A 12685-nucleotide genomic window follows, 5' to 3' on the forward strand; every position below is an offset into this window, starting at 1 on the left:
GGGTCTCTCATCAAATCCGGAGGATCCGAGATCGTGACTACCCAACGCACCTCAGGGCGGCGGAAGCAGGCATTTGCCGCTGTCGCCGCGGTCGCCGCGCTGCTGACCACGGCGGCGTGCGGCGGCGGTGATGACAGCGACAACGGCAACGGCTCGTCGACGGGCGCGGCCGGCTTCAACGCCGCGAACAACAAGGTCGCCCAGGCCTCGCTGGCCAAGAAGGGCGGCGAGCTGAAGTTCGCCGGTGCCCAGGACGCCGACTCGTGGGACACCACGCGTGGTTACTACGGCTTCATGTGGAACTTCGCGCGCTACTACAGCCGCCAGCTGGTCACGAGCGCCACGGAGCCCGGGGCCAAGGGCGCGGCGCTCACCCCGGACCTCGCCACCGGTCTCGCCAAGGTCACCGACGACGGCAAGACCTACACGTACACCCTGCGTGACGGCATCACGTGGGAGGACGGCAAGGAGATCACCTCCAAGGACGTCAAGTACGGCATCGAGCGCGTCTGGGCGCAGGACGTGCTGTCGGGCGGCCCGGTCTACCTGAAGGACGTCCTCGACCCCAAGGGCGAGTACAAGGGCCCGTACAAGGACACCTCGGCCGACAAGCTCGGTCTGAAGGCCATCGACACCCCGGACGACAAGACGATCGTCTTCCACCTGCCGGAGGCCAACGCCGACTTCGAGGAGATCCTCGCCCTGGTCTCGGCCTCCCCGGTCCGCCAGGACAAGGACACCAAGTCCAAGTACGGCCTGAAGCCGTTCTCCTCCGGCCCGTACAAGTTCCAGTCGTACAGCCCGGGCAAGGACCTGGTCCTGGTCCGCAACACCGAGTGGAAGCAGGCATCGGACCCGATCCGCAAGGCCTACCCGGACAAGATCTCGGTCAAGTTCTTCTCGAACGCCAACGACCTGGACGCCCGTCTGCTCGCCGGTGACTACGACCTGGACATCAACCAGACCGGTCTCTCCCCGCAGGGCCGCACCACCGCCCTCCAGGAGCACAAGGCCAACCTGGACAACCCGGTCTCCGGCTACATCCGCTACGCGACCTTCCCGCAGAGCGTGAAGCCGTTCGACAACGAGCACTGCCGCAAGGCCGTGATCTACGGCGCCGACCACGTCTCGCTGCAGACCGCGCGCGGTGGCCCGGTCGCCGGTGGTGACATCGGCACGAACATGCTGCCCCCGACCGTCCCCGGTTCCGAGGGCCAGTCGTACGACCCCTACGAGCTCAACGGCGCCAACAAGGACGGCAACGTCGCCAAGGCCAAGGAAGAGCTGAAGGCCTGCGGTCAGCCGAACGGCTTCAAGACCACCATCGCCGTCCGTAACAACAAGCCGGTCGAGGTCGCCACGGCGGAGTCCCTCCAGGCCTCGCTGAAGAAGATCGGCATCACCGCCGACATCGACCAGTACGACGGTTCGCAGACCTCCGGCATCATCGGCAGCCCCTCGAACGTGAAGAAGAAGGGCTACGGCATCATCATCATGGGCTGGGGCGCCGACTTCGGTTCGGTCCAGGGCTTCGGTCTGCCGCTGTGGGACGGCAAGTACATCCTCGAGAGCGGCAACAACAACTTCGCGCTCATCGACGACAAGAAGATCAACGGTCTGTTCGACACCTACGTGAAGACGCAGGACGACGCGGGCAAGCTGGCGATCGCCAAGGACATCAACCACGCGGTGATGGAGGGCGGCTACTACCTGCCCTTCGTCTTCGAGAAGTTCGTCAACTGGCGCGGTGACCGACTCGCGAACGTCTACACGTCGGACGCCTTCAGCGGCATGTACGACTTCGTCAACCTCGGTCTGAAGTCCTCGAAGTAATCCCGGCACACCCGCCGAACGGCACGAAAGGCAGGTGAAGGCCGGCGACGCGGGAGCGCGGGCCACCGGACGACCTCCGGTGGCCCGCGGCCCGCGGCGGGCCGAGAGCTGTGCTCGCTTACCTCATCAGGCGGCTGTTCGCCGCCGCAGTGATGCTCGTGGTCATCATCATGGTGGTCTTCGGCATCTTCTTCCTCGTCCCCAAGTGGGCGGGCGTCGACGTCGCCTTGAGCTTCGTGGGCAAGCAGGCCGACCCCGCCGCCGTCGAGGGCGTGCGGCAGAAGCTCGGACTGAGCGACCCGGTCTACGCTCAGGTCTGGGAGTTCTTCAAGGGCCTCTTCGCCGGCCGCACCTATGTGGGCGGCGGCGACTCCGTGCACTGTGCCGCGCCGTGCTTCGGCTACTCCTTCCGTACCGAACAGGCCATCTGGCCGGTGATCACTGACCGCTTCCCGGTGACCCTGGGTCTCGCGCTCGGTGCCGCCGTACTGTGGCTGATCTTCGGTATCGCCGCCGGTGTGCTCTCCGCGCTCAAGCGGGGCAGCCTGTGGGACCGCGGTGCGATGCTCGTCGCGCTGTCGGGTGTCTCCCTCCCCATCTACTTCACCGGTCTGCTGAGCGTCGCGATCTTCGATATCGGGCTGGGCTGGATCGACTCGGAGTACGTCCCGCTGACGGACAGCTTCGGCGGCTACTTCGCCTCCATGCTGCTGCCCTGGGCCACCCTCGCGTTCCTCTACGCCGCGATGTACGCCCGGATCACCCGCGCCACCATGCTGGAGATCCTCGGCGAGGACTACATCCGCACCGCGCGGGCCAAGGGCCTCAAGGAACAGGTCGTCATCCGCAAGCACGCCATGCGGTCGACGCTCACGCCCATCCTGACCATGCTCGGCATGGACCTCGGTGCCCTCATCGGCGGCGCGATCCTGACCGAGACCACGTTCAGCCTGCCAGGCCTCGGCCAGGCGGTGCTCAACGGCATCAAGACCCAGGACCTGCCCATCATTCTGGGCGTCACCCTGATCACTTCTCTCGCGGTGCTGATCGCCAACCTCGCGGTGGACATCCTCTACGCCGTGATCGACCCCCGAGTGAGGCTCGCATGACCGAACTCAGCAAGAGCGGAGCGGCCGTGGGCGAGCCCACCCCCGCTTCGCCCGCGCCGACCGCCTTCCTGGAAGTGCGCGACCTGAAGGTGCACTTCCCGACCGACGACGGTCTGGTCAAGTCCGTCGACGGGCTCAGCTTCCAGCTGGAGAAGGGCAAGACCCTCGGCATCGTGGGCGAGTCCGGCTCCGGCAAGTCCGTGACCTCGCTCGGCATCATGGGCCTGCACACCGCGGGCCAGTACGGCAAGCGCAAGGCGCAGATCTCCGGCGAGATCTGGCTGGACGGCACCGAGCTGCTCACCGCCGACCCGGACCACGTGCGCAAGCTGCGCGGCCGCGAGATGGCGATGATCTTCCAGGACCCGCTGTCCGCGCTGCACCCGTACTACACGATCGGCCAGCAGATCGTGGAGGCGTACCGCATCCACCACAAGGTCGACAAGAAGACCGCCAAGCGCCGCGCGGTGGAGATGCTCGACCGCGTCGGCATCCCGCAGCCGGACAAGCGGGTGGACAACTACCCGCACGAGTTCTCCGGCGGTATGCGCCAGCGCGCGATGATCGCGATGTCGCTGGTCAACAACCCCGAGCTGCTGATCGCGGACGAGCCGACGACCGCCCTGGACGTGACCGTCCAGGCGCAGATCCTCGACCTGATCCGGGATCTGCAGAAGGAGTTCGGCTCCGCGGTCATCATCATCACCCACGACCTGGGCGTCGTCGCCGAGCTCGCCGACGACATCCTCGTGATGTACGGCGGCCGCTGCGTCGAGCGCGGTCCGGCGGAGAAGGTGTTCTACGAGCCCCGCCACCCCTACACCTGGGGTCTGCTCGGCTCGATGCCGCGTCTTGACCGCGACCAGCAGGAGCGCCTGATCCCGGTCAAGGGCTCGCCGCCCTCGCTGATCAACATCCCGTCCGGCTGCGCCTTCAACCCGCGCTGCCCGTACGCGGACATCCCGAAGGACAACGTCACCCGCACGGTCCGCCCCGAGCTGTCCGAGGTCGGCAGCCAGCACTGGGCCGCCTGCCACATGACGCAGGAGCAGCGGGAGCGGATCTGGACCGAAGAGATTGCGCCGAAGCTGTGAGCGAGGACAAAGTGAGCATCCCTGCGCAGAGCGACGGCACGCTGGTCACCAAGGCCGACGCCGCCCCCGGCGAGACCCTGCTGAAGGTGACCGGGCTCCAGAAGCACTTCCCGATCAAGAAGGGCCTGCTCCAGCGGCAGGTCGGCGCGGTCCGCGCGGTCGACGGCATCGACTTCGAGGTCAAGTCCGGCGAGACCCTCGGTGTCGTGGGCGAGTCCGGCTGCGGCAAGTCGACGATGGGCCGGCTCATCACCCGGCTGCTCGAACCGACGGCCGGCAAGGTCGAGTTCGAGGGCCAGGACATCACGCACCTCGGCGTCGGCGGCATGCGGCCGCTGCGCCGCGACGTGCAGATGATCTTCCAGGACCCGTACTCGTCGCTGAACCCGCGCCACACCATCGGCACGATCATCGGCGCCCCCTTCAAGCTCCAGGGCGTCACCCCCGAGGGCGGCATCAAGGCGGAGGTCCAGCGCCTGCTGTCGGTCGTGGGCCTCAACCCCGAGCACTACAACCGCTACCCGCACGAGTTCTCCGGCGGTCAGCGCCAGCGCATCGGCATCGCCCGCGCGCTCGCGCTCAACCCGAAGCTCGTGGTGGCGGACGAGCCGGTGTCGGCCCTCGACGTGTCGATCCAGGCCCAGGTCGTGAACCTCCTGGACGACCTCCAGCAGGAGCTCGGCCTGACGTACGTGATCATCGCGCACGACCTCTCGGTCGTCCGGCACGTCTCGGACCGGATCGCGGTGATGTACCTCGGAAAGATCGTCGAGCTGGCGGACCGCGAGTCGCTGTACAGCGCGCCGATGCACCCGTACACCAAGGCGCTGATGTCGGCGGTCCCGATCCCGGACCCCAAGCGCAAGAACGCCAAGAGCGAGCGCATCCTGCTCAAGGGCGACGTCCCCTCGCCGATCTCCCCGCCGAGCGGCTGCCGCTTCCACACCCGCTGCTGGAAGGCGACGGAGATCTGCAAGACGACCGAGCCGAAGCTCACCGAGCTGAAGCCCGGCCAGCAGGTCGCCTGCCACCACCCGGAGAACTTCGAGGACCAGGCACCCCAGGACACCGTCCTGCTGACGGTCGCGAAGGAAGCGGCCGAACTGGTCGCGGACGAGGTCCTGGCGGAGAGCGCGGAGACGTCGGCGGCGGTGGCGGCGGAGGTCGAGGCAACCGCCTCCGAAGCCGAACCCGATGCCGAAGCGGAAGCCGAAGTGGAAGCGGACGGTCAGGAGTCAACCGACAAGTAACGCATGACGAGTTGGCAAAGTCATGCACATGCCCGACCGGGAGAGTCCAGAGTCGTCCGTGTCCGACTTATCGGCACACGCGCGAAAGGGACGACACATGAGACTCTCCCGTTCGGCACGCTTAGGGGCCATCGCCACGGCGGTGGCCTCTTTCTGTGTCATCGCGGCCGCCCCCGCCCCCTCACCCGGAGCCCCCGGCCTCGACGACCCCTACTTCCCGCTCCTCGGCAACGGCGGCTTCGACGCCCGCCACTACACCCTCGACGTGGCGTACAACCCGGACACCGACCGTCTGGACGGCCGTACGACCCTCACCGCCCGCGCCAACCAGAACCTCTCCTCCTTCGACCTGGATCTCCAGAAACTGGAGGTCACCAGGGTCGAAGTGAACGGCAGACGCGCCCAGTTCACGCGCGACGGCGACGAGATCGTGATCACCCCGCGCGAATCCCTGCGCAAGGGAAGGGACTTCACGGTCGCCGTCACCTACGGCGGCGTACCCGAACCCCTCGGCGGCCCCATCGTGTTCGGCTCCGACTACGGGTGGATGAGGACCACCGACGGCGTCTTCGTCGCCTGCGAACCCAACGCCGCCTCCACCTGGTTCCCGTCCAGCGACCACCCCGCCGACAAGGCCACGTACGACATCCGGTTCAAGACCCCCAAGGGCCTGACCGCGGTCTCCAACGGCCGGCTCGTGAAGACGTACGACAAGGGCGACTCGACGTACACGCACTGGCGCGAGACCAAGCCCATGGCGACGTATCTCGCGACCGCGACCATCGGCAAGTTCGACGTGAAGACCGGCACCACACCCGGCGGCACCCCCATCTACGTCGCCATCGACCCCGTCCTCGCGAACAGCAACAACGTCGACGTGTACGCCGTCACGGCCGCCGCCACCGACTACTGGTCGCAGGTCTTCGGGCCGTACCCCTTCGAGGAGACCGGCGCGATCGTCGACGACATGCCGCAGGCCGGGTTCTCGCTCGAGGTGCAGACGAAGCCGGTCTACTCGGCCGTCCGCAGCGAGTCGACCATCGTGCACGAGCTGGCCCACCAGTGGTTCGGCGACTCGGTGTCGGTGGAGCGCTGGAAGGACATCTGGCTCAACGAGGGCTTCGCCACCTACTCCCAGTGGCTGTGGGCCGAGCACCAGGGCACCCGCACCGCCCACGACTCGTTCCTGGCCGGGTACAACGCGCGCCCGGCCGACGCCCCCTTCTGGCAGATCACCGTCGGCGACCCGCAGCGCGACACGATGTTCGCCTCCGCGGTCTACCAGCGCGGCGCCATGACCCTCCAGGTGCTGCGCGAGCGCATCGGCGACGCGGCCTTCTTCAAGCTGCTGCCGGCCTGGACGAAGATCCACCGCTACGGCAACGCGAACACGGCCGACTTCATCCGGCTCGCCGAGAAGATCTCCGGGCAACAGCTGGACGACCTGTTCCAGACCTGGCTGTTCACCACAGGAAAACCGGCCCTTCCGACCCCGTAACCCTTGCATTGCAAGGTTCGCCCCCATTCATAGGTAAGAATGTGGGGTGCTTGAGCCACTGTTCTCCCCCTCCGTCCAGCACACGCTCGACCTGATCGGCATCTTCGTCTTCGCCATCTCCGGCGCGCTGCTGGCCGTGCGCAAGAACTTCGACGTCTTCGGCATCGCCGTCCTCGCCGAGGTCACCGCGCTGGGCGGAGGGCTGTTCCGGGACCTGATCATCGGCGCGGTACCCCCGGCCGCCTTCACCGACCTGGGGTACTTCGTCACCCCCTTGTTCGCCGCCCTCCTGGTCGTCTTCCTCCACCCCCAGGTGGAGCGCATCCAGCTCGGCGTGAACGTCTTCGACGCGGCGGGCCTCGGCCTCTTCTGCGTCACCGGGACGACGAAGGCGTACGACTACGGGCTCGGCCTCACCCAGTCCGCCACCCTCGGTCTCGCGACCGCCGTCGGCGGCGGTGTGCTGCGGGACGTGCTCGCCAACGAGGTGCCGTCGCTGCTGCGCTGGGACCGCGACCTGTACGCGGTCCCGGCGATCGTCGGCGCCACGATGGTCGTGCTCTGCATCCGCTACGACGCCCTGACCCCGGTCAGCAGCTCCCTCGCCGCGATCACCGCCTTCGTGCTGCGGTTGCTGGCGATGCGGTACCACTGGCGAGCTCCGCGCGCGTGGAACCGGCGCTCGACCGTGCGTGAGGAGTAGCCCCCGCGGCAGCTCCCGCACGGCCGTGCAGCAGCCCCATCTCCTCGGTCAGCCAGCGGAACGCGGGGACCACCTGCGGCCGCCACAGGGCCATGTTGTGGCCGCCGGCGCTCTTCGGGATGTAGACGACGTGCACGGTCGTCGGCGCCTTCGCGATCTGTTCGAGGCCTACGCCCGCCTCGTAGCCGTCTCCCGGCTGGCCGGACTCGTAGAGCGCGACGGCGGGCGGGGTACGGGCCTCGCGCAGCAGGACGTAGGGGTTGTTGGCGCGGCGCAGGGCGGGGGTCTCGGCGGCCAGTGAATTGCGCTCGCCGATGGGGTCGTTGTAGCCGGACATGCTGACCGCGGCCCGGTAGCGGTCGGGGTGGGCGACGGCGAGCTTGGTCGCGCAGTGCCCGCCCGCCGAGTACCCGGCGACCGCCCAGCCGGCCGGTCCGACCTGGGCGCGGAAGTTGTCGTCGACCATCTTCGGCACATCCACGCTGAGCCAGGTGTCGGCGTTCACCGTGCCCGTGATGTTGGCGCACCCGGTGTCCACCCCGGCCAGCAGGTTCATGCGCGGGGCGACCAGGATGAACGGCGCCACCTTGCCCTCGCGCATCAGCGGCTCCAGCTGGTTGACCGCGTGCAGCGAGCCGAACCAGGCCTTCGCCGAGCCCGGATAGCCCGACAGCAGCTCCACCACCGGGAACTTGTGGTGCCGGTAGGCGGGCCTGCCGTACTGCGGGGGCAGCCAGACGTAGATCTCGGCGTCGACGCCGGAGATCCGGCCCTTGAGCTGGGTCACCCGTACGTCGCTCATGCCGGGCCCGGAGGCGTCCGTGAAGCGCTGGTGGACCTTGGGCAACCGTTTCAGCGCGATACCGCCGGTGCCGTCGGCGCCGAGGTTCGCGGCCTGCTGGACGTGGTCGCCGGTGCCGAGCAGGTCGGCCCAGTTGTCGTACAGGCTGTTCTGGTTGTTGACCAGCACGAAGACGAGGGCGACGGCCGTGCCCTGGGCGAAGACCACCATCAGCAGCCGGGCCGCGGCGCGCAGGACGCGGGGTCCCCGCAGCCGCGACCACAGCACGAGGGGGAGGACGACGGCGACGACGGACAGCACGATCAGTGTGTAGAGGAACGCGGTCCCGGTGAGGCTCATGTCCCTACAGAGGGCCGGGCGGGGCGCGGGGTTGAGGGACGAGTACGGACACTTACCGGGAAATTGCCCTGCTCTCACCCTGGCTTGATCTTGTTCCCTCGCTCGGACCTATGGCAAAGCTACCGCTTAGTAATCAACTGTTGTACCGTTCAGCCATGCCAGAAGCAGCTTCCGCCACGCAGGCCACCATCGGCGACAGCGAGTTCGACCGGGACACCGCGCTCACCCGCCGCGCCCCCGGCGTCTACGACATCGACCTCTCCGCCGGCTGGACGATCATCAGCGCCGTCAACGGCGGCTACCTGCTGGCCGTCCTGGGCCGCGCCCTCGCGGACGCCCTCCCGCACCCGGACCCGTTCACGATCACCGCGCACTACCTGACGGCGTCCCAGCCCGGCCCGGCGGTCGTCCGCACGGAACTCGTCCGCACCGGCCGCAGCCTCTCCACCGGCCAGGCCTCCCTCTTCCAGTACGACGACCAGGGAGAGGAGATCGAACGCATCCGCGTCCTCGCCTCCTACGGCGACCTGGACTCCCTCCCGGACGACGTCCGTACGACGGCCCAGCCGCCGGTGTTCCCGCCCATGGACCAGTGCTTCGGCCCCGAGGACGGTCCGGCCCCCGTCGACGGCAGCTCGGCCATAGCCGACCGCCTGATGCTGAAGCTCGACCCGTCGACCCTCGGCTGGGCCCTCGGCGCCCCGTCCGGCAAGGGCGAGATGCGCTCCTGGTTCGGCCTCGCCGACGGCCGCGACGCCGACCCCCTCTCCCTGCTCCTCGCGGTCGACGCCCTCCCGCCCACCGCCTTCGAGATCGGCCTCAAGGGCTGGGTCCCCACGGTCGAACTGACCGTCCACATCCGCTGCCGCCCCGCCCCGGGCCCCCTCCGCGTCTCCATTACCACCCGCAACCTCGCCGGCGGCTTCCTGGAGGAGGACGCGGAGGTCTGGGACACCGCGGACCGACTGGTGGCCCAGTCGAGGCAGCTGGCGCGCGTCCGGCTCGGCTGATCCGAGGCCGGCCCAGGTCACTTCAGCCCGTCGGGTGGGGTCGGCCGTGCCGTCGGCGACGGGGGATGCTTCCCCGCCGCCAACGGCACGAGAGATCCTGGCGGGGTGAAATCCGACCGTCTGCTGTCGATCCTGCTGCTCCTCCAGACCCGCGGCCGCGTCCCCGCCCCCGAACTCGCGGAGCGCCTGGAGGTCTCGGTCCGGACGATCTACCGCGACATCGAGGCGCTCTCCGCCTCCGGCGTCCCGGTCTACGCCGAACGCGGCCGGCACGGCGGCATCGAACTGCTCGCGGGATTCCGTACGGACGTCACCGGACTGACCGCCGACGAGTCCCGCGCCCTGTTCATCCTCGCCGCACAGGGCGCGCACGCCGCGCTCGGCCTGGACGCGGCCCTCGGCTCGGCCCTGCGCAAGGTCATGGCGGCCCTCCCGGCCCCGCACCGCCCCGCCGCCGAGGCGACCTCGCGCCGCGTCCTCGTCGACGCCACCCGCTGGAAGGGCGGTCCCCAAGCCTCCGTGGACCTGGACGTGTTGCAGGACGCCGTCTTCGCCGACCGTCGGCTGCGGCTGCGCTACCGGCACAGCGGGCAGCGCGAGCCACGGACGTACACCGTCGACCCGTACGGTCTCGTCTCCAAGGCCGGTGTCTGGTACCTGGTCGCCGACCGGCGGGGGAGGCCCCGGCTGTTCCGCGCGGACCGGGTGCGGACGGCGACCGTCCTGGACGACCCGGTGCGGCGGCGCCCGGGTGTCGAACTCGCCGACGCGTGGGAGGCGTTGCGCCGCGAGGTCGAGGAACGCCCCGGAGGGATCGACGTCGTCGTACGGGTCCGGCGCGACCGACTCGACTTGTTCCTGCGGCTGATGGCCTCGTCGCTCACCGAACTCCCGGAGGGCGACGGGGAGGACGACGGCGGGGGCGACTGGGTGACCGCCCGGCTCTCGCTCGGAGTGGTCGGCGAGGCCCGCCAACTCCTCCAGTTCTCCGACCGGGTTGAGGTGCTCTCGCCGCCCGAAGTACGCGAGGAACTGCTCCGGGCGGCGGCTTCTGTCACGGGCTTGTACCAGCGAGTAGGTGACGGCCTCGCGTAAAAGCGCAGGTCAGACGATGGTCTTTAGGTGCTCTTTGCCTCGCGCACAGGCCCGGGACAGCGGTCCCTCAAGGAAGCCCTAACCCGCGTTGATTGAGTTCCAGCCCTCAGGACTCCCTCATCCTTCTTGGAGTTGTTTCTCATGAAGCGTGTGCGTCTCATCCCCGCAGTGGCCCTGCTGGCGCTCTCGCCCCTCGCCCTGGTGGCCTGCGGCTCGGGCGACTCCTCGTCCACCTCGAACAGCGGCAACTCCGGGCAGCAGGCCTGTTCGGCACCGTCCGGCAACCCCTCGGGCATGCCGAGCGGCGCCCCCTCCGGCGCTCCGACCGCCAACGGCACGGCCCAGCCGTCCGGCGCCCCCTCGGGCATGCCGAGCGGCGCGCCCAGCGGCGGTCCCGGCGGCGGCGGTCAGGGCGGCGGCCCCGGCGGCGGCCAGGGCGGTCAGGGCGGCGGCTGTGGCGGTCCCGGTGGCGGCGGCGCGGCGCCCAGTGGCGCGCCGAGCCAGCAGCCGTCGGAGTCGGCCACGAAGAGCTGACCTTCCGCGCGTACTCCGCTCACAGGCGTACGACAGGGGCGGTACTCCCGGTGAACGGGGGTGCCGCCCCTCGGCGTTGAGCGGGGCTCGGCCCCGCCGGGGCTCAACCCCGCCAGTGGTCCCGGCCGATGCTGATGAGCCGCATCTGGCTGGTGGCGACCTGCCGGACCCGCTCCCGCTCCTTCTCCGAGCCCTCCAGCGCCTCCAGGAAGAGGGAGGCGGTGATGAGCATCTGGTCGACGTAGAGGTTCGCCAGCATCAGCAGGTCGTCGTCGCTCCAGCCCGCGGATTCCTTGTCCTTGGCGAGTTCCTCCTTCACCTCCTCGGCGAACCGGGCCAGTTGGCCGCGGATGGCCTCCCGTACCGGCTGCACCCCGCCGTGCCGCTCGCGGGCGATGAAGCGGACGTGGGCGGGGTGGGTGGCCACGTGGTGGGCGATCAACTCGACGGCGCGGACTATGCGTTCCTCGGCGCTGTCGGCCGAGGTGACCGTCCTGCGGATCATCGGGTGCAGGCTGCCGAGCGCCTCCTCGACGAGGGCGATGCCGAGGTCCGCGGTGGAGCGGAAGTGCCGGTAGAAGGCGGTCGGGGCGACGCCGACGGCGCGGGTGACCTCGCGCAGGCCCAGACTGCTCAGGCTCTGCTCCTCCAGCAGTACCAACGCGGCGTCGAGGAGCGCCTGTCGGGTCTTCTGCTTCTGGGCCTGCCGGATGCCGAGGGTGTGACTCATGTCATCAGTAAACAACTGTTCTCTGGAATTGAGAAGTCGTCGGACACGCTAGACTCTGGAGTCAGTGAACAACTGTTACTACAACTGTTCACCGACTTGTAACGAGAAGCACCACACGAAGCATCTCGGAGGGGGTTCCATCCCATGCTGTTCCTCGTCGCCGCGCTCCTGCTCTTCGGTGCGCTGCTGGGCACCGTGGCCCACGCGCCGTTCACCTTCACCGCCGTCGCCGCCGTCGTGATCGCCGTCTGGCTCGGCATCTTCGCGCTCCGCGAGCGCAACGCCCGCCGTCACAGCTCGACCCACTGATCCGCAGACTCACCCGTCCTGGGGGACCGATCATCATGCAGCTCACCGCACAGCCCACCAGCTCTACGAGCTCCACCAACTCCACCAGCCCCGCCACCCGCGCCGCCGTCCGTGACGCCGACGGCATGGCCGTGGCCGCCTTCATCCTCGGCCTCGTGGGCCTCCTCGTCCTCAACGTCTTCCTCGGCCCCATCGCCATCGCCCTGGCCGTCGTGGCCCTCTGGCGGGGCACCGCCCGCCGCGGCCGCGCCTTCCTGGGCCTGGGCCTCGGCATCGCCGACCTGGTCGTCCTGGTCGCCTTCATGCAGATGGACAGTTCGGTGTCCTGGAGCTTCTAGCCCGGCCTGGACACGAGTCCTCCCAACAGGGCCCGTAGAAT

General features: G+C 69.0%; 13 protein-coding genes. 11 read left to right on the forward strand and 2 right to left on the reverse strand.

The features are described from left to right. Positions 1–33 precede the first annotated feature (33 nt). From ABZ928_RS51630 to ABZ928_RS51655, 6 genes are all read left to right on the forward strand, one after another. Positions 34–1833 (forward strand): ABC transporter substrate-binding protein, encoded by a 1800-nt coding sequence (locus ABZ928_RS51630; RefSeq protein ID WP_361536477.1) that lies wholly within the window; start codon positions 34–36, stop codon positions 1831–1833. 110 nt (positions 1834–1943) lie between these two features. Further along, entirely contained in the window at positions 1944–2942 is a 999-nt protein-coding gene (locus tag ABZ928_RS51635; protein ID WP_361536479.1) for an ABC transporter permease, read from the forward strand. Beyond that, positions 2939–4036 (forward strand): ABC transporter ATP-binding protein, encoded by a 1098-nt coding sequence (locus ABZ928_RS51640; protein ID WP_361536481.1) that lies wholly within the window; start codon positions 2939–2941, stop codon positions 4034–4036. The genes ABZ928_RS51635 and ABZ928_RS51640 overlap by 4 nt, the downstream gene beginning before the upstream one ends. A gap of 11 nt (positions 4037–4047) precedes the next feature. Beyond that, complete coding sequence (locus ABZ928_RS51645) at positions 4048–5286, forward strand: dipeptide ABC transporter ATP-binding protein (protein ID WP_361536483.1); 1239 nt, start codon at positions 4048–4050, stop codon at positions 5284–5286. A gap of 97 nt (positions 5287–5383) precedes the next feature. After that, the gene (locus ABZ928_RS51650) at positions 5384–6784 is read left to right on the forward strand and encodes a M1 family metallopeptidase (RefSeq protein WP_361536485.1); all 1401 of its coding nucleotides are present in this window, start codon (positions 5384–5386) and stop codon (positions 6782–6784) included. A 46-nt stretch (positions 6785–6830) separates the two neighbouring features. Next, positions 6831–7487 (forward strand): trimeric intracellular cation channel family protein, encoded by a 657-nt coding sequence (locus ABZ928_RS51655; RefSeq protein ID WP_361536487.1) that lies wholly within the window; start codon positions 6831–6833, stop codon positions 7485–7487. Here ABZ928_RS51655 and ABZ928_RS51660 read toward each other — a convergent pair. Beyond that, positions 7396–8628, reverse strand: a complete 1233-nt coding sequence (locus ABZ928_RS51660) for an alpha/beta hydrolase-fold protein (protein WP_361536489.1) — start codon at positions 8626–8628, stop codon at positions 7396–7398. The genes ABZ928_RS51655 and ABZ928_RS51660 overlap by 92 nt on opposite strands. Positions 8629–8783: 155 nt before the next feature. On the opposite strand from ABZ928_RS51660, the gene ABZ928_RS51665 reads away from it, so the two are divergent. From ABZ928_RS51665 to ABZ928_RS51675, 3 genes are all read left to right on the forward strand, one after another. Further along, complete coding sequence (locus tag ABZ928_RS51665; protein ID WP_361536491.1) at positions 8784–9638, forward strand: thioesterase family protein; 855 nt, start codon at positions 8784–8786, stop codon at positions 9636–9638. A 105-nt stretch (positions 9639–9743) separates the two neighbouring features. Continuing rightward, positions 9744–10733 carry a YafY family protein gene (locus tag ABZ928_RS51670; RefSeq protein ID WP_361536493.1) on the forward strand — a complete coding sequence of 330 codons (990 nt, stop codon included), beginning with the start codon at positions 9744–9746 and terminating at the stop codon, positions 10731–10733. Between the two features lie 141 nt (positions 10734–10874). Then, positions 10875–11267 carry a hypothetical protein gene (locus ABZ928_RS51675; protein ID WP_361536495.1) on the forward strand — a complete coding sequence of 131 codons (393 nt, stop codon included), beginning with the start codon at positions 10875–10877 and terminating at the stop codon, positions 11265–11267. 103 nt (positions 11268–11370) lie between these two features. On the opposite strand, the gene ABZ928_RS51680 is transcribed toward ABZ928_RS51675, so the two are convergent. Beyond that, entirely contained in the window at positions 11371–11997 is a 627-nt protein-coding gene (locus ABZ928_RS51680) for a TetR family transcriptional regulator (RefSeq protein ID WP_361536497.1), read from the reverse strand. Between the two features lie 144 nt (positions 11998–12141). Between ABZ928_RS51680 and ABZ928_RS51685 the strand changes: the two genes are divergently transcribed. Then, positions 12142–12306, forward strand: a complete 165-nt coding sequence (locus ABZ928_RS51685; RefSeq protein WP_361536499.1) for a hypothetical protein — start codon at positions 12142–12144, stop codon at positions 12304–12306. Between the two features lie 35 nt (positions 12307–12341). After that, a complete protein-coding gene (locus tag ABZ928_RS51690; protein WP_361536501.1) occupies positions 12342–12644 on the forward strand; it encodes a DUF4190 domain-containing protein in 303 nt (100 codons plus the stop codon). Positions 12645–12685 lie beyond the last annotated feature (41 nt).

Origin of the sequence: Streptomyces sp. NPDC046909, from assembly GCF_040644695.1 — a bacterium.
Lineage (GTDB): Bacteria > Actinomycetota > Actinomycetes > Streptomycetales > Streptomycetaceae > Streptomyces.

Bases quoted from the DNA above. Each gene is read 5' to 3' on its own strand.
- ABZ928_RS51640 (WP_361536481.1), top strand. From the start codon at position 2,939: ATGACCGAACTCAGCAAGAGCGGAGCGGCCGTGGGCGAGCCCACCCCC.
- ABZ928_RS51650 (WP_361536485.1), top strand. From the start codon at position 5,384: ATGAGACTCTCCCGTTCGGCACGCTTAGGGGCCATCGCCACGGCGGTG.
- ABZ928_RS51660 (WP_361536489.1), bottom strand. From the start codon at position 8,628: ATGAGCCTCACCGGGACCGCGTTCCTCTACACACTGATCGTGCTGTCC.
- ABZ928_RS51665 (WP_361536491.1), top strand. From the start codon at position 8,784: ATGCCAGAAGCAGCTTCCGCCACGCAGGCCACCATCGGCGACAGCGAG.
- ABZ928_RS51675 (WP_361536495.1), top strand. From the start codon at position 10,875: ATGAAGCGTGTGCGTCTCATCCCCGCAGTGGCCCTGCTGGCGCTCTCG.
- ABZ928_RS51680 (WP_361536497.1), bottom strand. From the start codon at position 11,997: ATGAGTCACACCCTCGGCATCCGGCAGGCCCAGAAGCAGAAGACCCGA.
- ABZ928_RS51685 (WP_361536499.1), top strand. From the start codon at position 12,142: ATGCTGTTCCTCGTCGCCGCGCTCCTGCTCTTCGGTGCGCTGCTGGGC.
- ABZ928_RS51690 (WP_361536501.1), top strand. From the start codon at position 12,342: ATGCAGCTCACCGCACAGCCCACCAGCTCTACGAGCTCCACCAACTCC.